Below are 24899 nucleotides of genomic sequence, written 5' to 3' on the forward strand. Positions count from 1 at the left end.
GGTGAAGATTCCGTAAGGAGGGGCGAGATCATAGAGGTCTCGCCGACGCCCGTCCTCGCGACGGAGGCACGGCGAACCTGCCTGTTACCTACGCATCTGGAGTATTACGTGGCCAAATCTTCTGGCCTGAACCGTACGGGCGTTCTGGCCCGTGTCACGGTCGCGGCGATCACGGCCGCCCTGGTGGGCACGACGACCTCCGCGGTCGCGGCGGACGCGCCGCAGCCCGACCGCTCCGCGACCGGCGTCGTGGAGTCGGCGCCGCGCGCCGGCGCGCTCGCCGCCACGGCCGCGGTGACGCCGAGGAACTCCCTCTACGGCGCCGTCAGCAGCGGCGCGCTCTACCGCTACGACCTCAACGGCACCGGCGGCCTGAAGGCCTCCGTGAGCAGCGGCAGCGGCTGGCAGTACAGCAAGTTCATCACGCAGGCGGACCACAACGCCGACGGTCGCTCGGACGCCCTCTGGTTCGTCGAGAACGGCCGTCTCGCCCACATGCGGTTCGACGCCAACCCGACCGACATCGGCGGCGGCTGGGGCAGCTACACCAAGGTGTTCTCGGCGAGCAACACCGGCGGCGGCGCCGCCGACGACCTGTTCGCGCGGGACACCTCGGGCGTGCTCTGGCACTACCTGGGCTACGGCACCGGCAAGCTCACCCCGCGCTACAAGGTCGGCACCGGTTGGAACGCCTACAACCAGATCACCGGCAAGGGTGACCTGACCAACGACGGCAAGGCCGACATCGTCGCGCGTGACGGTTCGGGCGTGCTGTGGCTGTACAAGGGCACCGGCAACTACAAGGCGCCCTTCACCACCCGCACCCGCATCGGCGCCGGCTGGGGCGGCTTCAACAACCTGCTCTCCGTCGGCGACATCAACTACGACGGCATCGCGGACCTCACCGCCCGTGACGGTTCGGGTGCGCTGTGGCTGTACAAGGGCACGGGTAACGCGTCCTCCCCGTTCCACACCAAGGTAAAGATCGGCACGGCCGGCTGGAACGGCTTCCGCCTCATGTTCTGATCCTTCGTCCGCCTCCGGGTGAACGAGCGAAAGGGCCCCGCTCCTCTTCCGAGGAGCGGGGCCCTTTCCGCTTGCTACCGGATCAGCGGGGGTCAGCCACGGATCAGGTTGCGGAGCACGTACTGCATGATGCCGCCGTTGCGGTAGTAGTCCGCCTCGCCGGGGGTGTCGATGCGGACGACCGCGTCGAACTCGACACCGGTGTCGGTGGTGACCTTGACCGTGCGCGGCGTGGTGCCGTTGTTGAGCTCCTCGACGCCGGTGAAGGAGAAGGCCTCCTCGCCGGTCAGGCCGAGGGACTCGGCGTTCGCGCCCTCCGGGAACTGGAGCGGCAGGACGCCCATGCCGATGAGGTTCGAGCGGTGGATGCGCTCGTACGACTCGGCGATGACGGCCTTGACGCCCAGGAGCGCGGTGCCCTTGGCGGCCCAGTCGCGGGACGAGCCGGAGCCGTACTCCTTGCCCGCCAGGATCGCGAGCGGGGTGCCCTGCTCGATGTAGTTGCGCGAGGCGTCGTAGATGAACGACACCGGCGCGTCCGCCTGGGTGAAGTCGCGGGTGAAGCCGCCCTCGGTGCCCGGCGCGATCTGGTTGCGCAGGCGGATGTTGGCGAACGTGCCGCGGATCATGACCTCGTGGTTGCCTCGGCGCGAGCCGTAGGAGTTGAAGTCACGACGCTCCACACCGTGCTCGGTGAGGTACTTGCCGGCCGGGGTGTCGGCCTTGATGGCGCCGGCCGGGGAGATGTGGTCGGTGGTGACCGAGTCGCCCAGCTTGGCCAGGACGCGCGCGCCGACGATGTCGGTGACCGGGGTGGTCTCCATCGTCATGCCCTCGAAGTACGGGGGCTTGCGGACGTAGGTGGACTCGGTGTCCCACTCGAAGGTGTTGCCGGTCGGGATCGGCAGCGCCTGCCACTGGGCGTCGCCCGCGAAGACATCCTTGTAGGACTTGTTGAACATGTCCTCGCCGATGGCGTTGGCGACGACGTCGTTGACCTCGGCCTCCGTCGGCCAGATGTCGGCCAGGTAGACGGGCTTGCCGTCCTGGTCGATGCCGAGGGCGTCCTTGGTGACGTCGACCTTCATCGAGCCGGCGAGGGCGTACGCGACGACCAGCGGCGGCGAGGCCAGGTAGTTCATCTTGACGTCGGGGTTGATGCGACCCTCGAAGTTACGGTTGCCCGAGAGCACCGAGGTCACGGCCAGGTCGTGCTCGTTGACGGCCTTGGAGACCTCCTCCGGCAGCGGGCCGGAGTTGCCGATGCAGGTGGTGCAGCCGTAGCCGACGAGGTTGAAGCCGACCTTGTCGAGGTACGGGGTCAGGCCCGCCTTGTCGAAGTAGTCGGTGACGACCTTCGAGCCCGGGGCGAGGGTGGTCTTGACCCACGGCTTGCGGGTCAGGCCCTTCTCCACGGCCTTCTTCGCGACGAGCGCGGCGGCGACCATCACGTACGGGTTCGACGTGTTGGTGCAGGAGGTGATCGCGGCGACGGTGACGGCGCCGTGGTCGATCTCGTACGTCGAGCCGTCGGGGGCCGTCACGAGGACGGGCTTCGACGGGGCGCCGTTCGGGTGGTTCGCCGGGGCGTCGGAGGCCGGGAAGGACTCCTTGCCCGCCTCGTCCGCCTCGTCGACGTAGTTGCGCACGTCGAGCGCGAACTGCTGGGCGGCGTTCGCGAGGACGATGCGGTCCTGCGGGCGCTTCGGGCCGGCGATGGAGGGGACGACCGTGGAGAGATCGAGCTCCAGCTTCTCGGAGAAGTCGGGCTCGGCGGCCGGGTCGAGCCAGAGGCCCTGCTCCTTGGCGTACGCCTCGACGAGCGCGACCTGCTGGGCGTCGCGGCCGGTCAGGCGCAGGTACTTCAGGGTCTCGTCGTCGATCGGGAAGATCGCGGCGGTGGAGCCGAACTCCGGCGACATGTTGCCGATGGTGGCGCGGTTCGCGAGGGAGGTCGCGGCGACGCCCTCACCGTAGAACTCGACGAACTTGCCGACGACGCCGTGCTTGCGCAGCATCTCGGTGATCGTGAGGACCAGGTCGGTGGCGGTGGTGCCGGCCGGGAGCTCGCCGGTCAGCTTGAAGCCGACGACGCGCGGGATGAGCATGGAGACCGGCTGGCCGAGCATCGCGGCCTCGGCCTCGATGCCGCCGACGCCCCAGCCGAGCACACCGAGGCCGTTGACCATGGTGGTGTGGGAGTCGGTGCCGACGAGGGTGTCGGGGTACGCCTGGCCGTTGCGGACCATGACCGTACGGGCCAGGTGCTCGATGTTCACCTGGTGGACGATGCCGGTGCCCGGGGGGACGACCTTGAAGTCGTCGAAGGCGGTCTGGCCCCAGCGCAGGAACTGGTAGCGCTCCTTGTTGCGGCCGTACTCCAGCTCGACGTTCTGGCCGAAGGCGTCCGCGGTGCCGAACTTGTCGGCGATGACCGAGTGGTCGATGACCAGCTCGGCCGGGGAGAGCGGGTTGACCTTCGCCGGGTCGCCGCCGAGCTCCTTGACGGCCTCGCGCATGGTGGCGAGGTCGACGACGCAGGGCACACCGGTGAAGTCCTGCATGATCACGCGCGCGGGCGTGAACTGGATCTCCTGGCTCGGCTGAGCCTGCGAGTCCCAGCCGCCGAGGGCACGGATGTGATCGGCGGTGATGTTCGCGCCGTCCTCGGTGCGGAGCAGGTTCTCCAGGAGGACCTTCAGGCTGTAAGGGAGGCGCGCGGAGCCCTCGACCTTGTCCAGCTTGAAGATCTCGTACGACTCGTCGCCCACGCGCAGCGTGCTGCGGGCGTCGAAGCTGTTCGCCGACACGACAGTCTCCTTCATCAATGTGCGCGTACTACCGTCATGCTGCCGCCACGACCCCTCGCCGATCCGCTAAGGTAAGGCTGAGTTAGGTAACCCTTACCGGGCGGGCGGCCACGGTGCGCCGTAAGCAGTTATCTCGATGTCGAGATAACTCTAGTGCATCCCCGCCGCTCGGTCATGCCCGGCCGCCCCGTGAATCCGCGGTGGCGCGCGTCACCCCCCGGTCAGGGGGTGGCGACCAGCTCGCCGAGGCGGGTGGCGAGCCACGGTCTGCGGCCGCCGGCTCGCATGCGGCCCTGGACGATCGCCTTCCAGATCGGCGTGCGCCGGAAGGAGACCAGCAGGAACGCGGCCGGCGTCACCGTGATCCGGCAGTCGTACGCGCGGGGCGGGGCGTCGCGGGTCACCGTCATCGTCCCGTCGTCGACGACGATCGCCAGCCTCGGACCGCCCTTGACGACCAGGTCGAACGCGATGCGGACGCCCTGCGCCTTCGCCGCGTCCAGGGCCAGGCTCATCATCGTGGGCATCGACTGCCCGATCACCAGGCTCGCCTCGTCCGGGCCGATCGGCCACGGGAGCCGCGCGCCGCGCGCGATGTCCAGGCCGTGCACGAGGGTCTCGCTGAGCATCAGGCCGGTCACGACCGCCACCGTGAGCGTCGGCTCCGACCCGTACCAGGGAGCGGTGACGGGGGTGTCAGGGGCGAGGCCCTCGGTGGTCCGCAGGAACCTCTCGCCCCGTTCGGCGAGGAGGTCGCCGAGCCGGGCGCGCCCTTCGTCGTCGAGGAGGCCGACGGAGGTGGCGTTCATGGCCGTGATCCGCTCGACGAAGGGCAGGTCGCCGGGCGGCAGGACGTCACCCCACTCCACGGACCCGTCGGCGGAGACGACGGAGCCGTACGCGAGATACACGGAGGCGAGGTGCGCGCCGACGTCGCCCACGGTCCACACCGGGACGCCGGAGGGCGCCTCCAAGTCGGGAACGTCGCCCAGCAGCCCCACGAGTCGCGGGATCGCGGCGGCCAGCGCGGCGCGGGTCCTCCGGTGCTCGGTGACCGGATCGAATGCCGTGACGGTGCCCATGCGACTCCCCCAAGCGGTGGACGGGCCCGCACGTTACCGCCGAGTAGTGCCGCAGCGATAGACACCGATGGCCGCGCACGGATGGCCGGGGGCGTCCGACGGGTCGAGGATCGAACCATGTTCAGCGGCGCGCACGTGATTCTCTACACCCGGGACGCGGAGGCCGACCGCGCGTTCCTCAAGGACGTCCTCGGCTTCGACCACGTGGACGCCGGCCGGGGCTGGCTCATCTTCAAGCTGCCGCCCGCCGAGATCGCCGTGCACCCCACGGAGGGCGAGCCGAAGCACGAGGTCTACCTCATGTGCGACGACCTCACCCGCACCCTGACGACCCTGGACGAGCGGGGCGCCACGATCTCACGACCCATCACCGAGCAGCCCTGGGGCCTGCTCGCGGCCGTCCGGCTGCCGAGCGGCACCGAACTCGCCCTGTACGAACCGCGTCACCCGACCGCGCACACCCTGTCACCCTGACGGCCCACCCCAATGGAGATCGTCATCTCATATCTGAGATAACGTGACGCCATGGCAGACGACTACCTCGTACGCATCGGCAAGCTCATCCGTGACGCCCGTCAGCACCGTGGCTGGACACAGACGCAGCTTGCCGAGGCGCTGGCCACGAGCCAGAGCGCCGTCAACCGGATCGAGCGCGGCAACCAGAACATCAGCCTTGAGATGATCGCCCGGATCGGCGAGGCCCTCGACAGCGAGATCGTGGCCCTGGGTTACGCGGGTCCCATGCACCTCCGCGTCGTCGGGCGCCGCCGGCTCTCCGGAGCCATCGACGTCAAGACGAGCAAGAACGCCTGTGTCGCGCTGCTCTGCGCGTCGCTCCTCAACAAGGGCCGCACGGTCCTGCGCCGGGTCGCCCGCATCGAGGAGGTCTTCCGGCTCCTGGAGGTCCTCAACTCCATCGGAGTGCGCACCCGCTGGATCAACGACGGGGTGGACCTGGAGATCGTGCCGCCCGCCGAGCTGGACATGGAGTCCATCGACGCCGAGGCCGCGATCCGCACCCGCTCGATCATCATGTTCCTCGGCCCGCTGCTGCACCGCATGGACCGCTTCAAGCTGCCGTACGCCGGCGGCTGCGACCTCGGTACGCGCACGATCGAGCCGCACATGATCGCGCTGCGCCGCTTCGGCCTGGACATCACGGCCACCGAGGGGATCTACCACGCCCAGGTCGAACGCTCGGTCTCCCCCGACCGCCCGATCGTCCTGACCGAGCGCGGCGACACGGTGACCGAGAACGCGCTCCTCGCCGCGGCCCGCCACGACGGCGTCACGGTCATCCGCAACGCCTCCTCCAACTACATGGTCCAGGACCTGTGCTTCTTCCTGGAGGCGCTGGGCGTCCGCGTCGACGGCATCGGCACCACCACCCTGACCGTGCACGGCGTGCCGCAGATCGACGTCGACGTCGACTACTCCCCCTCCGAGGACCCGGTCGAGGCGATGAGCCTGCTCGCGGCGGCCGTCGTCACCGAGTCGGAGCTGACGATCCGCCGGGTCCCGATCGAGTTCATGGAGATCGAACTCGCGGTCCTGGAGGAGATGGGCCTCGACCACGACCGCTCGGCCGAGTACGCCGCCGACAACGGCCGCACCCGCCTCGTCGACCTGACGGTCCGCCCCTCCAAGCTGGAGGCGCCGATCGACAAGATCCACCCGATGCCCTTCCCGGGCCTGAACATCGACAACGTCCCCTTCTTCGCGGCCATCGCGGCCACGGCGCAGGGCAAGACCCTCATCCACGACTGGGTCTACGACAACCGCGCCATCTACCTCACCGACCTCAACCGCCTCGGCGGCCGCCTCCAGCTCCTCGACCCCCACCGCGTCCTGGTCGAGGGCCCCACCCGCTGGCGCGCCGCCGAGATGATGTGCCCGCCGGCCCTGCGGCCCGCGGTCGTCGTCCTCCTGGCGATGATGGCGGCCGAGGGCACGTCGGTCCTGCGGAACGTGTACGTCATCAACCGCGGTTACGAGGAGCTGGCGGAGCGCCTCAACTCGGTCGGCGCGCAGATCGAGATCTTCCGGGACATTTAGGGATCCTCTGCGCGAAGGGTCTCCTCCCGAACCACCGGACGCCTCATGGTGGTTCGGGAGGCTTAACCCGAGGCATCGGATTTCAGAGGGACCCACCTCGTCATCGAGTCCCAGGCCTCCAGAGCGCCTGTCAGGACTTCCACGGCGGCCGGGGAATCAGGTCCGACGGTGCTTGCCAAGATGAGCAGCATTCCTCCGTACTGCTGCACCAGTGCGATGAACTCCTCGGTCGCAGGAGCGGTCCAGAGCTGGCCGAACGTTGCCACCGCGACCTCACCGGGGCCAGTGAACGCCCAAGCACGCCCGTCGGACGACCTGGGCGGCAATCCGGACCACAGCGGTTGGAGGTCGAGCGCTTCAGCGCTGGCCGACCGGGGCCCGAAAGCAGCCGTGGCCGTCCAGCGGTCCCCGCTCTGGACCAACTGCGCCACCTCGAGAGAGGGGTTGACCACGAGAGCGGGAACGAGCAGGTCGCTCCGCTCCCCCACAGGCACCCCGGCGGTGAAGGCCGTCCAGCTGGTACCCGCCTCTTTGGCCACATTGATCAGGGCCGAATCGTTCCAGTGCGGATATCGGCACAGTCCGAAGTGGAAGAGCCGTGCTTCGGCCCAGCTGTAGTGGTCGTCCACATAGAGTGCCGGAACACCGTCGCCCAGCGGGTATCCGCAGTCCTGGCAGTCACCGGCCCAGAGCAACTGCATGAGGGAACGGGCTTCCTCCTGCCCAAATCTGTCCAGGCAATCCTGGCCGAAGGCCAGATGCGGGAGTCCGGCCGAGCCGTCCGCGGCCTCCAGGACCACCCAGTCCGATGAGTGGCCGTGCTCCCGTGCCCGGCTCCACCACTCCTCCCCCAGCCGGACATCGCCGAAGGAGTACGCTGTCACGCCGGCCATCAGGCAGCCGATCGGGTCGCCCAGATTCCCCTGCTTGACCGCTGTCTCGTAGGCACGCGAGACATAGGAGCTCGCCGTTTCGTGGTCTTGCCTGCGCAGGAGGACGCCAGCGTACGAGAGCGCGGCGAGCGGGATCTCACCGTCCGCGGCAACTCTCAGGGCCTCGACGGCTTCGTCCGACTGCCACTTCGACCTCAGCCAGTCCGAGTAGTGCAGTGCGCTCCCGGGATCGCCGGCCTCGGTACCGCGCTTCCAGAGCGCTATCGCCTCATCCTGGTTCCCCAACTTTTCGTGGATCAGGCCGAGGGCGCCGATCGACTCCCGCTCCCCACTCTCGATCGCACGCTCGTACCACTTCCGCGCCTCTTCCAGATTCCCCCTCACGAAGGACAGGGCACCCATGTTGTGAGCCCCGGTGGAGTCGCCCAGGCAGGAAGCACGCTCGAAGCAGCGGCCGGCACCGTCATAGTCCTTCTCCGCGGCCAGCAGCGCCCCCAGGCTGATCAGGCCGTCGGGATCGTCCGCCTCCGCGAGGGGGCGGAGCACCTCCTTGGCCACGTCCGGCCGGCCCGCCACCTTGGCGACGGTCGACACCAACACGCGGCGCGTGTCGTCCACGATGCGCAGGGCCTCGTCCCACACCTGTCCCGGGAGCTCGCTCGGACGGGATCTGCGCGCAGCATCGGACACGAGGTAGTCGAACGGCTTCCATGTTCCTCCCCGGCCCGGGACCAGGGGGCTGGTCACGCCCAGCACGATCCTGGACGCCCAGTCCCAGGCTTCCTCCATGCCTTCCGGCCGCAGCGCCGGGCCGCCCGCCTGGTCGAGGAAGTGTGCGTGGAGGCGTTCCAGGGACTCCGGCGCCAGCGCAGTGTCCACACCTGTGCGGGCGAGGGCGACGGCGGCCGCGACGAGAGCGGCACCCCGGGGGTTGCCTTTCACCCGGGAAGCTGCCTTCCACCGCTTGAGAACCTGCGGTCCCGCCGCGAGGTACTCCGCCACCCCATGTGCCCTGTCGGCGTTCAGTGCGGCAACGATGCGTGGATCCTCGCGCGACGACGCAACCCGCCGCTCGTCGCCGGTCCAGATCCGGTCCAGGGTGATGTGATGCGCTGCGCGGATCACTCTGCCCGGTGAGGACGGCAGACGCGGCCCGGTGCCCCGCGAGAGCGACGGGCCGTCCTCCTCGTCCGTGTAATGCTCGTGGAACTCGGTGCGCAGCGTGGCGAGCACGACCGTGCCGCGGCGGACGAGCCGATCTAGCAGGGACGGCGTCAGCCCGTCGGACCGCAGGTAGTTGTGCAGGTCGTCGAGCCATACGACCTTCTCGCGATCACTTCCGGAGGAAGCATGCAGGAAGGACAGGTCGGCGTCGGGGTCCGGCTTGCAGACCGACCAGTCGCCGTGATTGCGGACCATGCCTTCGAACAGGGCCCTCGACTTGCCCGCGGCCGAATCCCCTGTCAGCAGCAACATGCCGCCCGTCTCCGCCAGCGCTTCGAGCCGGGCGTCCACCTGCGCATCGACGCAGCGTGGCACGTACTGCACGACGTCCGGATGGCCGGCGGCATCCGGCGCACGATGAACACCGAAGGAGACCGGGTCGGCGTCGGCAACAGGGAGCCAGTCACCTTCGCAGGAGGCGGAGGCCTCGTGCACCACCTGCGGCGCCGACCTGCCGATCTCCACCACCTCGGGACAGAGCCCTGCAGCTGCCTCCACCGCCCGCCGGAAACCGGCATCGGCCACCACGACGGAGATGGGAACGGCTTCCACCCGCGCGTGACCCCACTGCGCGGGATCCCCAGAGACCACGCCGATCAGGTATTCGCCAACGAAGAGCGCGGCGCCCGACATCCCCTGCCACGGCGATGCGCCGGAGGTGCCGGCCGCGGGCGGCGGGGCGTGGGAGCTGTCCAGGACATAGCGGCCGCGCAGGACGGATGATCCCGGCTTCAGCGTGCCCACGATCTGCTCGGTGTCCGGCCTCATCCCGTCCCGGAGCGAGATCCGCGGGTAGCCCACCGCTTCGCAGTTCTCCCAGGCGGCCAGGCCGGAAATCCGACCCCACCGGACATCGGACATCCGGCACGTCGTGGCCTCCCTGACCAGGTCGTCATCCGCTTCGAGCAGGGCCGCGTCGCACGACTCGTCGTAGCGGCGCCACACGAGGCGGCAGCTGCGCATCCCCGTCCCTCCAGGGACGGCGACGCGAACAGCCCCGCCCTCCTCTTCGAACAGGTGCGCCGAAGTGAGCACCAGGCGGGAGTCCAGTAGGAAGCCGCTGCCCTGCCGCGCTCCCTGGACGATGGCGATGCGTTCGACGGACCGGGCGCTCATCCGCCGCGCAGTCCGGACGGATGCTCGAAGTCACCCATGTCGACCTCGGCCTGATTTCCGATCTCGATCGGCCCGCCGTTGGCGGAATCCTTCGGCCTCAGCTTCACGGACACCTTGTGGACGGCGTTCTGTGCCACCCCCACCTGGGCGTCGCCGGAGACCACCCATGCCTTGAACCCCGCCTTGGCCGTCGCGTCGCGCCGCAGCTCGACCGAGAAATCCAGAGTGATCTCGTCGACCTCGAACCTGATGCGCTGGCCGTCCGCGGCGTGCACAGAGGCCATCAGCTGATCCCGCAAGCCCTGTACGGCCTCAGTGAGTTCCACGTTCTCCAACGGATCGCGCACGTCTCCGACTCCCCCGTTCGGTCAACCGTCAACCGCTACCACTATCACATTGTCCACGGCACGAAACGGCGATCCGGACAGTGCCTCCAGACACGGCGGGGCGCTGTGTGGCCACGCAGCACCCCAGCCGACGCCCACCCGCCCTCGACTGCCCACTACACACCGGAAGAACGCCAGGAGCCGCACCCTCAGACCCCGTATGCCGCCATCACAAGGGGAAGTCGCAGTCGAAGGCGCACTACCAGGGCAAGCGATGGACGGACCACTCGTGCAGCGAGCGTGCAAGATGATCTTGATGGAGGCTCATTTCTCCAGCTCAGAGAACATGCAGCACATTTCCAGGACATCTGGCATCTGACATCCGTGCACGCGTCAGGAGGCCGTGTCAGGAGGCCGTCGGTGCGGCCGGGTCCCGGTAGGGGGGGCGGGTCGTGAGGCGGTCGAGGAGGGACCGGCGGTGTGCGGGGGTGGTGGCGAGGTCGAGGGCGGTCCAGGCCATGGCGAGGCCGCCGTCGAGGACGGCGCGGTCGGCCTGGGGGGTCGTGCCGTACCGGGTGAACTCGGGGTTGTGCATGATCGTGTCGCCGCTGTCGTAGCCGATCAGCGGGTGGATGGTCGGGACGTGGTGCGAGACGTTGCCCATGTCGGTGGAGCCGCCCCGGAGGGACGGGTCCTCGGCCCGGACGTCCCGGCCCAGCGCGCGGGCCGCGGCGAGGTAGCTGCGGCCCATGGCCAGGTCCTGGCGGAGGTCGGCGTAGTCGTTGCCGACGGCCTCCAGGGCGAGTTCGGCGCCGGTGGCGAGCGCGCCGGCCTCGAAGCAGGCGCGGACGCGGGCCTGGAGCTCGCGGAGTTCCTCGCTGGTCCCGGCGCGGCAGTCGTAGTCGGCGGCAGTGTGCGCCGGGATGACGTTGGCGGCCTCGCCGCCGGAGGTGACGAAGCCGGAGACGACGGCTCCGGGTCGCATCTGCTGGCGGTACGCGGCGATGGCGACCTGCGCGATCATCATCGCGTCGGCGGCGTTGACTCCGCGCTCGGGCATCGCCGCGGCGTGCGCGGAGCGGCCCGTGTAGCCGACCTTCCAGCTGCTGATGGCGAGCGAGCTCATGCCGACGGAGTCCGAGGGCGCGGCGTGCACCATCATCGCGGCGGCGACGTCGTCGAACACGCCGCCGCGCAGCATGTCGACCTTGCCGCCGCCGGACTCCTCCGCCGGGGTCCCCAGCAGCTTGACGGTGATGCCGAGCTCGTCGGCGAGCGGCGCGAGCGCCAGGGCGGCGGTGACGGAGGCGGCGCCGTTGACGTTGTGGCCGCAGGCGTGGCCGATCCCGGGCAGCGCGTCGTACTCGGCGCAGATCCCGATGACGAGGTCGCCGCTGCCGGCGGTGGCGGTGAACGCGGTCGGCAGGTCGCACACGCCACGGGTGACGTCGAAACCCGCGGCCTCGACGAGATCGGTGATCCGGCGGGCGGAGCGGTGTTCCTCGTAGGCGAGTTCGGGGTCGGCGTGCAGCTGGTGGCTGAGGGCGAGGACCTCGTCCTGGCGTCGTGTCACGACGTCGCGGGTGCGGGCGCGCAGCAGGTCGAGGGGTGCGGGTGCGGTGGTGGTCATGAGCGGTCCTCGCGGTCCTTCGCGGTGCGGTAGAGCAGGGAGATCGCGGCGCCGGCCAGGGAGACGACCGCGCAGATCGTCCAGGAGGTGGTGTAGGCGCCGAGTTCGGGCAGGGTCTCGCCGGCCGGGGTGCGGGCGGCGAAGACGGTGAGGACGATCGCGGCGCCGGCGGACCCGCCGACGTTGATGAGGAGTTCGTTGATCCCGGAGCCGACCGAGGTCCGGTCGTGGGGCACGGACTCGACGGCGAGGGTACGGGTGGAGTGCTGGAGGAAGCCGATGCCGAGCCCGGCGACGGCGGTGCCGGTGAGGAACAGCGGCATCGAGCCGTGCCAGGTGAGGGAGGCGACGTAGCCGGCGGCCATGAGGAGGGAGCCGGCGCACAGGGTGAGCCGGTCGGAGATCGCGGCGGCGACGGCGGGCGCGGCCAGGGCCCCCGCCGCGATGGCGAGGAGGTTGGGCAGCATCGCGAGGCCGATGGCGAAGGGGTCGAGGCCCAGGCCGTAGCCGTACTCGGCGGGGCCGGTGCCCATGAAGACGGGGTTGGCGACCTGGAGGCCGATCATCGGGACGGTGAAGGTCACGGTCACGAGGGAGACGGTGACGACGTTGCGGTGCCGGAACATCCGGACGTCGATCATCGGCTCGGCGGTACGCAGCTCGACGAGGACCCACAGGGCGGTGACGAGCGTGCCGCCGACGAGGCAGCCGAGGGTACGTGCCGAGGTCCATTCCCAGTCGGGCAGTCCGCCCATGCCGAGGCCGAGCATGATCGCGACGAGGCCCACGCACAGGAGGATGCCGCCGGCCCAGTCGATCCGTCCGCCGGGGCGTGCCGCGGACTCGGGCAGCAGCGGCCAGGTGACGGCGAGGGCGAGGCCGACGGCGGCGGTGGGCACCCACAGGGCGGCGGTGGGGCTGTCGACGGTACGGGCGACGAAGCCGCTGGCGATCAGGCCGACCGCGATGCCGGCGACGAGCGCGGCGACCATGTAGCTGATGCCGCGCCGGGACTCCCCGTCGCCGTCCTTGCCGCGGTTGCGGAGGACGCCGACGAGCAGCGGGAAGAAGCCCGCGAACGCGCCCTGGAGGACCTGGCCGACGAGCAGCACCTCGAAGGAGCGGCTCAGGCCCACCAGGACGGAGCCGAGCAGCACGATCGCGAGGTTCCAGCGAAGGACGCGCCGGTGGCCGTAGAGATCGCCCATGCGGGACAGCACCGGGGTGAACGCGACGGACGCGAGCAGGTTGGCGATGCTGATCCAGTTCAGCTCGGCGGCGGTGACGTGGAGGGTGTCCGTGAGCCCCTTCAGAAGCGGGGAGAGGAAGCCCTGGGTGATGCCGCTGGACAGCTCGACCAGCGCGACGGAGGCGATCACCGCGGCGCCGGGGGTCGCGCGGACGGCGGCCCGCGACGCCGGTGGCGTCCGCAGGGTGTCGGTGTCCGTCATACGTACCACCTGTTCGGGGAAGGGGCCCGGGGGCCTGGGCGGGGAGGTGCCGGGGTGTGGGGGTGCGGGGTGTGGGAGTGCGGGGGTGTGGGAGTGCGGGGGTGCGGGGAGGGGCGGGGCGCCCGGCGGCGGCCGGTCTTCGGTCGGCCACGTGGCGAAATCCGCACCACAATGTCGCCAGCGGACAGGCAATCGGGCAAGAGTGCGCCTCACAATCGGGTGAAGGCGTCATTCGACCGGGTCCGATCGGCGGATCCAGGCAGGGACCCGCCCCCGACGGCCCTCCTCCGACACGCCCGCGACCCACCCCGGGCCCCGCCCCGGGCCCCACCCCGGGCCCCCTCCCCCGGCCGCACCGTAGGGTCCGGCCACACCACACACTCCCCCGCCCACCCCGCCGCTCACCCCGCCCCATCCCCAGGAGGTTCCTCGATGACGACCGAGCCCCCACTGCACGGCTCGCTCGACGCCCTGGACCACGCCGTGCTCCGGGCGCTCCACCGCGATCCCCGCGCGCCGTTCTCCGAGGTGGCCGCGACGGCCGGGGTGCACGAGCGGACCGCCGCGCGGCGACTCGACCGGATGACCGCGACCGGGGCGGTGGGGTTCACGGCGGCCCTCATCCCCGAGTACCTCGGCGAGGGCGTCACCGCCGAGGTGGCCGTGCGCTGCGCCCCCGGCCGCGTGCACGAGACCGCGCTGGCCCTCTCCCGACGGCCCGAGACACGGTCCGTCGAGGTCGCCACCGGTGCGCTCGACGTGTTCGCCGAGCTGAACGTGCCCGACCACGACGCCCTGCTCACCCTCGTCGACGCGGGGATCGGCAGGCTCGACGGTGTCGTCGACATCCACTCCTCGGTGGTCCTGCGGCTGCTCCTCACGGCCAGTGACTGGGCGCCGTACGACGACGAGCCCACCGACGTACGACGCCACGCCATCGAGGGCCGGCGCCTGCCCGAGCCTCCGGTGGTGGACGAGCTCGACCGTCGCCTGGTCGCGCTCCTCCACCGTGACGCCCGGATGTCCACCACCCGGCTGGCCCGCGAGCTCCGGGTCGGCGAGACCACCGCACGCCGCCGGCTGAGCCGCCTGATGGCCTCCCACGTCCTCCACCTAAGGCTGCACGCGGAGCCCGCGGTGCTCGGCTACCCCGTCGAGGCGCGGTTCCGGCTGGCCGTCAGCCACGCCCGCCTCGACGCCGCGATCCGCCGCCTGGCCGAGGAGCCCGCCGTCCGCCACCTCGTCGTCACGACCGGGACGACCGCGCTCCTCGGCTACTCCAGTCACCGCTCCACGGCGGATCTGCACGACTTCGCCGCCCGCGTCTTCGGCGCACTCGACGGCGTCGCGTCGGCGGAGGTCGCCCTGCTCATGCGCACCTACAAGCGCGCCGGGTTCGCACCGGGCCCGTAGGCGTGAGAAGGCCCGGGCCGTCTCACGGGCCCGGGCATCGGCTCCGGTCAGGCGCCCGGGACCACGCCGCCCTTGAGGCGTTCGAGGTCCGAGGGGCGGACCTGGATGGCGACGAGGGCGATCACGAAGGCGAGGACCGCGAAGACCGCCGCCACGATGAAGCCGGCCGAGACTCCGGCGGTGAGGACCTCGTCGCTCCAGGGCGGGGGCAGTTGGCCGGTCTCGGCGAAGCGGGCCTTCTCCAGCGGTCCCGCCTGGGCGAGGAAGGCCGGGACCTGCGTGTCCGCCTCGTTGCGGCTGACCGTGCCGAAGACCGTGACCAGGATCGAGAGGCCCAGCGAACCGCCCACCTGCTGGGTCGCGTTGAGCAGGCCGGAGGCGGCTCCGGTGTCCTGGGCCCTGACGTTGGAGAGGGCCATCAGGGTCAGCGAGACGAACATGAAGCCCATGCCGAAGCTGAAGACCAGCATCGGACCGAGGATCGAACCCAGGTACGTCGAGTCGATGTTGGTGAAGGTGAGCCAGGAGAGGCCGACCGCCAGACAGAGCGACCCCACCACCATGAAGGGCTTCGGGCCGAACTTGGGCAGGAGTTGTGAGGTGATGCCGGCGGCGACCGCGATGACGGCGCTCACCGGGAGGAAGGCGAGACCTGCTTGGAGCGGGCTGAAGTCCAGGACGGTCTGCACGAAGAGCGTGAGGAAGAAGAACATCCCGAAGATCGCGGCCGCGAGGCAGAGCATGATGCCGTAGGTGCCCGCGCGGTTGCGGTCGGCGAACATGTGCAGCGGGGTGATCGGCTGCCGGGAGCGGCGTTCCACCAGGACGAAGGTGACGAGCAGGACGACCGCGGCGACGAAGGAGGCGATCGTGAACGGATCGCGCCAGCCTTCCTGTGCGGCGCGGATGAATCCGTAGACCAGCGCCACCATGCCGAGGGTCGAGGTGAGCGCGCCGGTCACGTCGAAGTGGCCGGGCTGGCGCGCGGACTCCTTGACGTGCCGGGGTGTCAGGAAGGCGATCATGAGGGCGATCGGCACGTTCACGAAGAAGATCCAGCGCCAGTCGAGCCATTCGACGAGGATGCCGCCGGCGAGCAGGCCGATGGCGCCGCCGCCTGCCGACACGCCCGCGAACACGCCGAAGGCGCGGTTGCGTTCGGGGCCTTCTTCGAAGGTCGTGGAGATCAGCGAGAGGGAGGTCGGCGAGGCGATCGCGCCGCCGACTCCCTGAAGCGCGCGGGCCGCGAGGAGTTGCCAGTCGCTCTGGGCGAAGCCCGCGAGCAGGGAGGCGAATCCGAAGAGCAGGACACCGAAGATGAAGGTCCTGCGGCGGCCGAGGATGTCGCCCGCGCGTCCGCCGAGGAGCAGCAGTCCGCCGAAGGTCAGCGTGTAGGCGTTCACGACCCAGGACAGGCTGGTGGTCGAGAAGTCCAGGGACTGCTGGATGTCGGGCAGGGCGATGTTCACGATGGTGATGTCGAGGACCACCATCAGCTGACAGGACGCGATCACGAAGAGGGCGATGCCCTTGCCGTCCCCTTTGCCCTTGCGCGGGGAGGTCGCGGTCGAGGTCGTCGGCTTCGGGTCACTGGTCATGGCTACTCATGACTTCTCATGGCGCATCGCTCCCTCACCGGAGGGGCCGTGGGCCGGTCAGTCCACCTTTCGACATTAAGCCCGGCCCGCTCGGGCGACCAGTTGATCAATAGCGGCCCCCGTCGGGTCAGGCGTGGGCGGGCTCGTCGAGGACCGCGAAGCCGTCCAGCTCCACGCGCGCCTGTGCGTCCCAGAGGCGTACGACTCCGATCACGGCCATCGCCGGATAGTCGCGGCCCGCCAACCGGCGCCAGATCCGGCCCAGTTCGTGGGCGTGGGCGCGGTAGTCGTCGACGTCGGTGGTGTAGACGGTGACGCGGGCGAGGTCGGCGGGGGTGCCGCCGGCGTGGCGCAGGGCGGTGAGGAGATTGCCGAGGGCGGTGGTGAACTGCTCGGGGAGGGTGTCCCCGACGACTGCTCCCGCCGCGTCGAGCGCGGTCTGTCCGGCGAGGAAGACCAGGCGGGTGCCGGTGGCGGTGACGGCGTGGGAGAAGCCGGTGGGCGGGGCGAGTTCGGCCGGGTTGTGGCGGTGGAGGCTCATGCGGAGCCCACCTCCTGTCGGATGGTCCGGGCGGGGCCGGCGGCCTGGGCCGCGTACAACTCCTTGGCGATGATGGCGCGTTGGACCTCGCTGGCGCCCTCGTAGATGCGGGGTGCGCGCACCTCGCGGTAGAGGTGTTCCAGGAGGTGGCCGCGTTGCAGGGCGGCGGCGCCGTGTACCTGGACGGCGGCGTCGACGACGTACTGCGCGGTCTCGGTGGCGAGGAGTTTCGCCATGGCGGAGCGCCGGGGCACGTCCGGGTCGCCGCTGTCGTACGCGGTGGCCGCCGCGTAGACGAGGAGGCGGGCGGCCTCCGTGCGGGTGGCCATCTCGGCGATCCGGTGGGAGACGGCCTGGAGGTCGGCGAGGACGCCGCCGAAGGCGGGGCGGGCGGCGGTGTGGGCGACGGCGGCGTCGAGGGCGGCCTGGGCCATGCCGACGGCGAAGGCCCCGACGCTGGGCCGGAAGAGGTTGAGGGTGTTCATGGCGACCCGGAAGCCCTGGTCCGGTGCGCCGAGGAGGTCCTCGGGGCCGACGGGGACGCCGTCGAAGGTGAGGGTGCCGAGGGCGTGCGGGGAGAGCATGTCGAAATGCTCCCCGCCGAGTCCGGGGCGGTCGGCGGGGACGAGGAAGGCGGTGACGCCGCGGGCGCCCGCGCCGCGGATGGTGCGGGCGAAGACGGTGGCGAAGTCGGCCTCGGGGGCGTTGGAGATCCAGCGTTTCTCGCCGTGCAGGCGCCAGCCGCCGCGCCCGTCGGGGACGGCGTCGAGGGCGAGCGCGGCGGCGTCGGAGCCCGCGCCGGGCTCGGAGAGCGCGAAGGCGGCGACGGCCCGTCCGGCGGTGGCCTCGGGCAGCCAGCGGGCGCGCTGCGCCGGGGTGCCGAAGGCGGCGACCGGGTGGGTGCCGAGGCCCTGGAGGGCGAGGGCGGTCTCGGCCTCGGTGCAGGTCTGGGCGAGGGATTCGCGCAGGAGGCAGAGGTCGAGGGCGCCGGCGTCGAAGAGGCGGGCGAGGAGGCCGAGTTCGCCGAGGGCGGCGACGAGGGGGCGGTTGACGCGGCCGGGCTCGCCCTTCGCGGCGAGCGGCGCGAGACGGTCGGCGGCGAGGACGCGGAGCTCCGCACACCAGGTGATCTGTGCCGGATCGAGCGAGAATGCGGGCATGTGGGCCCTCTCCGACGCCCTCCGGCGCCCTTGTCGCTGCGCCGTCCGGCGCCCTTGTCGCGAACCGTTGACTGTCGTCACCAACACGATACGCTCATGGGGCGTTGAGCGACCCCACCACGACAGGGGGACGGACTCATGGAGCTGACACCCTCGGCCCACCTCGACACCTTCGCCCGCGACCGGCTGCCACCGCCGGAGCGATGGCCGCAGCTCCTCTTCGAGCTGCCGGAGCTCACCTACCCCGACCGGCTCAACTGCGGGGCGGAACTCCTCGACCGTACGGTGGAACGATTCGGCACGGACCGGCCCGCCTTCCACGACGGCGAGGGCGGGGTCTGGAGCTACGGCGAGCTCCTCGACCGCGTCGACCGCATCGCCCACGTCCTCACCACCGACCTGCGGGTCCGGCCCGGCAACCGGGTGCTCCTGCGCGGCCCGACCACCCCCTGGCTCGCCGCCTGCTGGCTCGCCGTGATGAAGGCCGGTGCCGTCGCCGTCACCGTCCTGGCCCAGCAGCGCGCCCCCGAGTTGGCCGTGATGGCCGACGCCGCGCGCTGCACCCACGCGCTCTGCGACGCCCACTCCCTCGACGAGCTCCTCGCCGCCCGGATCCCCGGCCTCCGCGTCACCGCCTTCGGCGGGGACGGCCCCGACGACCTCCTCGCCCTCACCGCCCGCCACCCCGGCCGGTACGAGGCGGTGGCGACGGCCGCCGACGACGTGGCGCTCATCGCCTTCACCTCCGGCACGACCGGGCAGCCGAAGGGCTGCGTCCACTTCCACCGGGACGTCCTCGCCGTCGCCGACACCTTCTCCGCGCACGTCCTGCGCCCGCTGCCCGACGACGTCTTCGCCGGCTCGCCGCCGCTCGCCTTCACCTTCGGCCTCGGCGGGCTCGTCGTCTTCCCCCTGCGGGCCGGGGCGAGCGCGGTCCTGCTCGAACAGGCCGGCCCCAAGCAGCTGCTCGCGGCGATCGAGCGGCACCGGGTCTCGGTGCTCTTCACCGCCCCGACCGCCTACCGCGTCATGCTCGACGAGCTGACCGGCGGCGGCGCCCCCGACGTCGGCTCGCTGCGGCGCTGCGTCTCCGCCGGCGAGAACCTGCCGGAGGCGACCTGGACGGCCTGGTACGGCAGCACGGGCCTGCGCCTGATCAACGGCATCGGCGCGACCGAGCTCCTGCACATCTTCCTGTCCGCCGCCGACGGCGACATCCGCCCCGGCACCACGGGCCGCCCCGTGCCCGGCTGGCAGGCCAGGATCGTGGACCGGGAGGGGCGGGAGGTCCCGGACGGCGAGGAGGGGCTGCTCGCCGTGCGCGGCCCGGTGGGCTGCCGCTATCTGGCCGACCCGCGCCAGGCTGAGTACGTACGGGACGGCTGGAACGTCACGGGCGACACGTACGTCCGCCGGCCCGACGGCTGGTTCCGCTATGTCTCACGGGCCGACGACATGATCATCTCGGCCGGGTACAACATCGCCGGACCCCAGGTCGAGGAGGTGCTCCTCGGCCACCCCGACGTGGTCGAGACGGCGGTCGTGGGCCGCCCCGACGAGCTCCGCGGGCAGGTCGTCGTGGCGTACGCGGTCGTACGGGACGGAGTGCCGCGCGACTCCGTGACGGCGGCCGCGCTGCGGGCCTTCGTCCGCGCCCGCCTCGCCCCGTACAAGTCGCCCCGCGAGATCGTCTTCCTCGACGCGCTGCCGCGCACGGCGACGGGCAAGCTCCAGCGCTTCCGGCTGCGCGACCCGGTCTGATCCGGGACCGGGCATGTCAGGACCACCCCCTAAAGTGATCACCGTGGCCGAGCAGCACACTCCCCGATCCCTCATCGTCTCCCTCTACGGCGCTTACGGCCGGGGGCCCGACGAGTCCCCCATGCCGGTGGCCGCGCTGATCCGGCTCCTCGGCGGGCTCGGCGTGGACGCGCCCTCGGTGCGCTCCTCGGTGTCGCGGCTGAAGCGGCGCGGGCTGCTGCTGCCGCGCCGGACGGCGGACGGCGCCGCCGGATACGCCCTTTCGGAGGACGCCCGGCGGCTTCTCGACGACGGCGACCGCCGGATCTACGCCCGTTCGGAGCCGAAGCTGTCGGACGGCTGGGTCCTGGCCGTCTTCTCGGTGCCCGAGGCCGAGCGGCACAAGCGGCACCTGCTGCGCTCCCGGCTAGGCCGGCTGGGCTTCGGCTCGGCGGCGCCGGGTGTCTGGATCGCGCCGGCCCGGCTGTACGAGGAGACGCGGAACGCCCTGGAGCGGCTGGAGCTCTCGACGTACGTGGACCTCTTCCGGGGCGAGCACCTGGGGTACGCGGCGACGGCCGAGGCGGTGGCCCGCTGGTGGGACCTGCCGGCGATCGCGGGGCTGCACGAGGAGTTCCTCGCGGCCCACGAGCCGGTCCTGCGGGCCTGGCGGTCGGCGCCGGGCGGCCCGGAGGACGCCTATCGGGCGTATCTGCTCGTCCTGGACTCCTGGCGGCGCCTGCCGTACGCGGACCCGGTGCTGCCGGCGGAGCTGCTGCCCGACGACTGGCCGGGCCGGCGCTCGGCGGAGGTCTTCGCGGCCCTGCACGAGCTGCTGTGGGAGCGGGGCGCGGAGTTCGTGCGGCCGTTCGTCGCCGGGGACACCCCTTAGTCCCGGCCTTGGCCCCGGGCCTGGTCCTGGGCCTTAGTACCGGGCCTTAGTCCCGGGCCTGGTCCCGGGCCGTGCCCCGTACCGCCATCGCCCGGATCAGGCAGACGAGTCCCACCACCGCCAGGATCGTGCGGACCAGGTTCCACGCCACCCAGGGGTCTTCGAAGGCGGCACGGGCGGCGGCCGGGTCGTGGGCGGCCGCGAGGGCGGCGTTGAGGGGCACGTTCGCGGCCGTGGTGACCAGGAAGACCGCCGCGCAGAGGACGAACCCGGCGAGCGTCCAGACCCGCGCCCGGGTGGCCCGGTGCTGCCAGGCGGCCACCCCCGCGAGGATCGGCGCCCCGAAGAACGCGGTGAAGAACACCGGGTTCTGGATCACGTCGTTGATGTTCCGCATCACCTCGAAGAAGACCCGGTCGTCGCTGCGTGCCAGCGCCGGCATCACCGAGCAGACGTACGCGAACACCACCCCCGCGACCAGTCCGGTCGCCACCGTCGCCGCGCCGAGGACGGCCCCGGCACCTCTTCCACCCGTGTTCTGTGTCATGTCCCCATTCAAGTGGGGGGACGACGCGGAGAACATGGTTCCGCGTCGCACCGGCATACGCGAGCGTCCACGGTCGACCGGGCGGGTCTACTCGCGGCGGCCCGTCGGGGGCGGGCGGCTGCCCGCGCGGTACGGGGCCGGCCAGGGGGCGGCCGGGCCCTCGTAGCCCTGGTCGGCCGCCGCGTGGAGGGTCCAGTGCGGGTCGTAGAGGTGGGGTCGGGCGAGGGCGCAGAGGTCCGCACGGCCCGCGAGGAGCAGGGAGTTGACGTCGTCCCAGGAGGAGATCGCGCCGACCGCGATGACGGGGACGCCGACCGTGTTGCGGATCCGGTCGGCGTACGGGGTCTGGTACGAGCGGCCGTACTCGGGGCGCTCGTCGGGGACGACCTGGCCGGTGGAGACGTCGATCGCGTCGGCGCCGTGAGCGGCGAAGGCGCGGGCGACCGCGAGGGCGTCCTCGGTGCTCGTGCCGCCGGCGGCCCAGTCGGTCGCCGAGACGCGCACGGTCATGGGGCGGCCCTCGGGCCACACCTCCCGTACGGCGTCGAAGACTTCGAGGGGGAAGCGCAGCCGGCCGTCGAGGGTGCCGCCGTACGCGTCGGTGCGGTGGTTGGTGAGCGGGGAGAGGAAACCGGAGAGCAAGTACCCGTGTGCGGCGTGCAGTTCGAGCAGGTCGAAGCCGCAGCGGGCGGCGCGTCGGGCGGCGGCCGTGAACTCCTCGCGCACGGCGGCGAGTCCGGCGCGGTCGAGGGCGTGCGGGGTCTGGTTGACGCCGGACCTGTACGGAAGGGGCGAGGCGGCGACGAGCGGCCAGTTACCCTCGGGCAGCGGCTGGTCGATGCCCTCCCACATGCGCCGGGTGGAGCCCTTGCGGCCGGAGTGGCCGAGCTGCACGCCGAGCGCCGTGCCGGGTGCCTGTGCGTGGACGAAGGCGGCGATCCGGGCCCAGGCCTCGGCCTGCTCGTCGGTCCACAGGCCGGTGCAGCCGGGGGTGATGCGACCCTCGGGGCTCACGCACACCATCTCGGTCATGACGAGTCCGGCGCCGCCGAGGGCCCTGGCGCCGAGGTGGACGAGGTGGAAGTCGCCGGGGACGCCGTCCTCGGCGACGTACAGGTCCATGGGCGAGACGACGATCCGGTTGCGCAGGGTCAGTCCGCGCAGGCGGAAGGGGGTGAACATGGGCGGGGTGCCGGGCGGGCAGCCGAAGTCGCGTTCGACCGTGTCGGTGAAGGCCGGGTCGCGCAGCCGCAGGTTGGCGTGGGTGACGCGGCGGCTGCGGGTGAGGAGGTCGAAGGCGAAGCGGCGGGGCGGGCGGTCGACATGGCCGGCGAGCTCCTCGAACCAGCGGAGGCTGGCGGCGGCCGCGCGCTGGGTGGAGGCGACGACGGGGCGGCGCTCCACCTCGTACGCCGTCAACGCCTCGGCCAGGGTGGGGTGTTCGCCGATGGCGGTGGCGAGGGCGAGGGCGTCCTCGACGGCCAGCTTGGTGCCGGAGCCGATGGAGAAGTGCGCGGTGTGGGCGGCGTCGCCGATGAGGACGGTGTTGCGGTACGACCAGCGCTCGTTGACGACGGTACGGAACGCGGTCCAGGCGGAGCGGTGGGAGCGCAGCTCCCGGCCGCCGAGCGCCTCGGCGAAGATCTTGGCGCAGCGGGCGGTGGACTCGGCCTCGTCGAGTTCGTGGAAGCCGGCGGCCCGCCAGACCTCCTCGCGCATCTCGACGATGACGGTGGAAGAGCCCGCGGAGAAGGGGTAGGCGTGGAGCTGCATCACGCCGTGCTCGGTCTCGGCGATCTCGAAGCGGAAGGCGTCGAAGGCGAAGTCCGCGGCGAGCCAGATGTAGCGGCAGCGGTGGGTGGTGAGGGTGGGGCGGAAGTGCCCGGCATGGGCCTCGCGGGTGCGGCTGTGGACGCCGTCGGCGGCGACGACCAGGTCGTGGCCGGCGGCAAGCTCGTCGGCGGGCGGGGCCTCGGTGCGGAAGCGGAGCCGTACGCCTAGCTCGGCGCACCGGGCGTGCAGGAGCTCAAGGAGGCGGCGGCGGCCGAGGGCGGCGAAGCCGTGGCCGGTGGAGGTCGTGCGGTGGCCCCGGTGGACGACGTCGATGTCGTCCCAGCGGACGAGCTCGCGGCGGAGCGCCTCGTACACGGCGGGGTCGGCGTCCCGGATGCCGCCGAGGGTCTCGTCGGAGAGGACGACGCCGAAGCCGAAGGTGTCGGAGGGTGCGTTCCGCTCCCAGACGGTGACCTCGCGGGCGGGGTCGAGCCGTTTGAGGAGGGCCGCGGCGTAGAGGCCGCCGGGGCCGCCGCCGACGACGGCGATCCGCGCGATCCGCGCGATCCGCGAGGGCGTCCCGGCGGTCGGGGGGACGGCCAGGGTCGGGGGGACGGCCGGGGTCGGGCGGACTGCCGGGTCCGGAGGGACGGCCGGGCCCGGGGGGACTGCCGGGTCCGCCGGGGTCGAGGGGACGGCCGGGGCCGAGGGAGCGGCCGGGTCCGGGCCGGCCATGGCTAGCGGCCCTGCCATTTCGGGGGGCGCTTCTCGGTGAAGGCGGCGTGGAACTCGGCGTAGTCCTCGCCGTGCATCAGGAGGGCCTGGGTCGCCGCGTCCAGCTCGATCGAGGCCGCGAGCGGCATGTCCAGCTCGGCGGAGAGCAGGGCCTTGGTCTGGGCGAGGGCGAGCGCGGGGCCGTCCGCGAGGCGGCGGGCGAGGGCGGCGGCGCGGGTGTCGGCGGCACCCTCCTCGGTCAGCTCGCTGAGCAGGCCGATGCGCTCGGCCTCGGCGGCCAGGACGGGTTCGCCGAGCATGAGGAGCCGGGTGGCGTGGCCGAGCCCGACGACCCGGGGCAGCAGGTAGGCCGCGCCCATGTCCCCGCCGGAGAGTCCGACCCGGGTGAAGAGGAAGGCGAAGCGGGTGGTGGGGTCGGCGATCCGGAAGTCGGCCGCGAGGGCGAGGACGGCCCCGGCGCCCGCGGCGACGCCGTGGAGCGCGGCGACGACCGGGAAGGGGCACTCGCGGAGCGCCCGGACGACCTGGCCCGTCATCCGGTTGAAGTCGAGGAGCCGCGCGGTGTCGAGGGAGAGGGTGGCGCCGATGATCTCGTCGACGTCGCCCCCGGAGCAGAAGCCCCGGCCCTCGCCGCCGAGGACGAGGGCGCGGACGGTCCGCTCGCGGGAGAGCTCGGCGAGCAGGTCCCGCAGGTCGGCATAGGCGCCGAAGGTGAGGGCGTTGAGCTTCGCGGGGCGGGCGAGGGTCACGGTGGCGACGCCCTCGTCGAGGTCCAGGCGCAGGTGCCGCCAGCGTTCGGTGCGGGTCGCGGATCCGGTAAAGGGGCTCATCCGGAACGGCCTCCTTCCTCCGTTCGGAGGGTATCACCGTACTGTGACTGTCGTCAC

18 protein-coding genes are annotated in these 24899 nt (G+C 71.7%); 6 read left to right on the forward strand and 12 right to left on the reverse strand.

Features of this window, described 5'->3' with window-relative positions; genetic code table 11:
• Nucleotides 1-108: 108 nt before the first annotated feature.
• Nucleotides 109-1026, forward strand: coding sequence for an FG-GAP repeat domain-containing protein (locus ACFC0G_RS11580; protein ID WP_376400903.1), 918 nt, complete (start codon nucleotides 109-111; stop codon nucleotides 1024-1026).
• Nucleotides 1027-1118: 92 nt separating this feature from the next.
• On the opposite strand, the gene acnA is transcribed toward ACFC0G_RS11580, so the two are convergent.
• Together acnA and ACFC0G_RS11590 are read right to left on the reverse strand one after the other, a co-directional pair.
• On the reverse strand, nucleotides 1119-3836 hold the full coding sequence (gene acnA / locus ACFC0G_RS11585; RefSeq protein ID WP_376400906.1) for an aconitate hydratase AcnA: 2718 nt from the start codon (nucleotides 3834-3836) through the stop codon (nucleotides 1119-1121).
• Between the two features lie 221 nt (nucleotides 3837-4057).
• A complete protein-coding gene (locus ACFC0G_RS11590; protein WP_376400909.1) occupies nucleotides 4058-4918 on the reverse strand; it encodes a maleylpyruvate isomerase N-terminal domain-containing protein in 861 nt (286 codons plus the stop codon).
• A gap of 117 nt (nucleotides 4919-5035) precedes the next feature.
• Here ACFC0G_RS11590 and ACFC0G_RS11595 point away from each other — a divergent pair, with 117 nt between their 5' ends.
• Both ACFC0G_RS11595 and ACFC0G_RS11600 read left to right on the forward strand, forming a co-directional pair.
• Nucleotides 5036-5392, forward strand: a complete 357-nt coding sequence (locus tag ACFC0G_RS11595; RefSeq protein WP_376400912.1) for a VOC family protein — start codon at nucleotides 5036-5038, stop codon at nucleotides 5390-5392.
• 51 nt (nucleotides 5393-5443) lie between these two features.
• Nucleotides 5444-6973, forward strand: coding sequence for a helix-turn-helix domain-containing protein (locus ACFC0G_RS11600; protein ID WP_376400914.1), 1530 nt, complete (start codon nucleotides 5444-5446; stop codon nucleotides 6971-6973).
• Nucleotides 6974-7035: 62 nt separating this feature from the next.
• Here ACFC0G_RS11600 and ACFC0G_RS11605 read toward each other — a convergent pair whose 3' ends face one another.
• The 4 genes from ACFC0G_RS11605 to ACFC0G_RS11620 all read right to left on the reverse strand — a co-directional run bounded on the left by ACFC0G_RS11605 (nucleotide 7036) and on the right by ACFC0G_RS11620 (nucleotide 13613).
• Nucleotides 7036-10206, reverse strand: a complete 3171-nt coding sequence (locus ACFC0G_RS11605; RefSeq protein ID WP_376400917.1) for a trypsin-like peptidase domain-containing protein — start codon at nucleotides 10204-10206, stop codon at nucleotides 7036-7038.
• Nucleotides 10203-10553, reverse strand: coding sequence for a trypco2 family protein (locus ACFC0G_RS11610; protein WP_376400920.1), 351 nt, complete (start codon nucleotides 10551-10553; stop codon nucleotides 10203-10205). Before ACFC0G_RS11610 ends, ACFC0G_RS11605 begins: the two co-directional genes overlap by 4 nt.
• Before the next feature lie 385 nt (nucleotides 10554-10938).
• Nucleotides 10939-12162, reverse strand: coding sequence for a M20 family metallopeptidase (locus ACFC0G_RS11615; RefSeq protein ID WP_376400923.1), 1224 nt, complete (start codon nucleotides 12160-12162; stop codon nucleotides 10939-10941).
• Nucleotides 12159-13613, reverse strand: coding sequence for an MFS transporter (locus ACFC0G_RS11620; RefSeq protein WP_376400926.1), 1455 nt, complete (start codon nucleotides 13611-13613; stop codon nucleotides 12159-12161). The genes ACFC0G_RS11615 and ACFC0G_RS11620 overlap by 4 nt, the downstream gene beginning before the upstream one ends.
• Nucleotides 13614-14045: 432 nt before the next feature.
• Here ACFC0G_RS11620 and ACFC0G_RS11625 point away from each other — a divergent pair, with 432 nt between their 5' ends.
• The gene (locus tag ACFC0G_RS11625) at nucleotides 14046-15026 is read left to right on the forward strand and encodes an Lrp/AsnC family transcriptional regulator (protein WP_376400929.1); all 981 of its coding nucleotides are present in this window, start codon (nucleotides 14046-14048) and stop codon (nucleotides 15024-15026) included.
• A 47-nt stretch (nucleotides 15027-15073) separates the two neighbouring features.
• On the opposite strand, the gene ACFC0G_RS11630 is transcribed toward ACFC0G_RS11625, so the two are convergent.
• The 3 genes from ACFC0G_RS11630 to ACFC0G_RS11640 all read right to left on the reverse strand — a co-directional run bounded on the left by ACFC0G_RS11630 (nucleotide 15074) and on the right by ACFC0G_RS11640 (nucleotide 18325).
• On the reverse strand, nucleotides 15074-16624 hold the full coding sequence (locus ACFC0G_RS11630) for an MFS transporter (protein WP_376400932.1): 1551 nt from the start codon (nucleotides 16622-16624) through the stop codon (nucleotides 15074-15076).
• 127 nt (nucleotides 16625-16751) lie between these two features.
• Nucleotides 16752-17165: a RidA family protein gene (locus ACFC0G_RS11635; protein WP_376400935.1), complete on the reverse strand. Its 414-nt coding sequence runs from the start codon at nucleotides 17163-17165 to the stop codon at nucleotides 16752-16754.
• Nucleotides 17162-18325 (reverse strand): acyl-CoA dehydrogenase family protein, encoded by a 1164-nt coding sequence (locus ACFC0G_RS11640; RefSeq protein ID WP_376400938.1) that lies wholly within the window; start codon nucleotides 18323-18325, stop codon nucleotides 17162-17164. The genes ACFC0G_RS11635 and ACFC0G_RS11640 overlap by 4 nt, the downstream gene beginning before the upstream one ends.
• Before the next feature lie 138 nt (nucleotides 18326-18463).
• Between ACFC0G_RS11640 and ACFC0G_RS11645 the strand changes: the two genes are divergently transcribed.
• Together ACFC0G_RS11645 and ACFC0G_RS11650 are read left to right on the forward strand one after the other, a co-directional pair.
• Nucleotides 18464-20086 carry an AMP-binding protein gene (locus ACFC0G_RS11645; RefSeq protein ID WP_376400941.1) on the forward strand — a complete coding sequence of 541 codons (1623 nt, stop codon included), beginning with the start codon at nucleotides 18464-18466 and terminating at the stop codon, nucleotides 20084-20086.
• A 43-nt stretch (nucleotides 20087-20129) separates the two neighbouring features.
• The gene (locus ACFC0G_RS11650) at nucleotides 20130-20957 is read left to right on the forward strand and encodes a PaaX family transcriptional regulator C-terminal domain-containing protein (protein WP_376400943.1); all 828 of its coding nucleotides are present in this window, start codon (nucleotides 20130-20132) and stop codon (nucleotides 20955-20957) included.
• A 46-nt stretch (nucleotides 20958-21003) separates the two neighbouring features.
• On the opposite strand, the gene ACFC0G_RS11655 is transcribed toward ACFC0G_RS11650, so the two are convergent.
• From ACFC0G_RS11655 to ACFC0G_RS11665, 3 genes are all read right to left on the reverse strand, one after another.
• Entirely contained in the window at nucleotides 21004-21504 is a 501-nt protein-coding gene (locus ACFC0G_RS11655; RefSeq protein ID WP_376400946.1) for a DUF1772 domain-containing protein, read from the reverse strand.
• Nucleotides 21505-21591: 87 nt separating this feature from the next.
• Nucleotides 21592-24030, reverse strand: a complete 2439-nt coding sequence (locus ACFC0G_RS11660) for a bifunctional salicylyl-CoA 5-hydroxylase/oxidoreductase (RefSeq protein ID WP_376400949.1) — start codon at nucleotides 24028-24030, stop codon at nucleotides 21592-21594.
• A complete protein-coding gene (locus tag ACFC0G_RS11665; RefSeq protein ID WP_376400952.1) occupies nucleotides 24015-24842 on the reverse strand; it encodes an enoyl-CoA hydratase family protein in 828 nt (275 codons plus the stop codon). Before ACFC0G_RS11665 ends, ACFC0G_RS11660 begins: the two co-directional genes overlap by 16 nt.
• Nucleotides 24843-24899: the final 57 nt, after the last annotated feature.

Source organism: Streptomyces sp. NPDC056169 (assembly GCF_042268445.1).
Classification (GTDB): domain Bacteria; phylum Actinomycetota; class Actinomycetes; order Streptomycetales; family Streptomycetaceae; genus Streptomyces.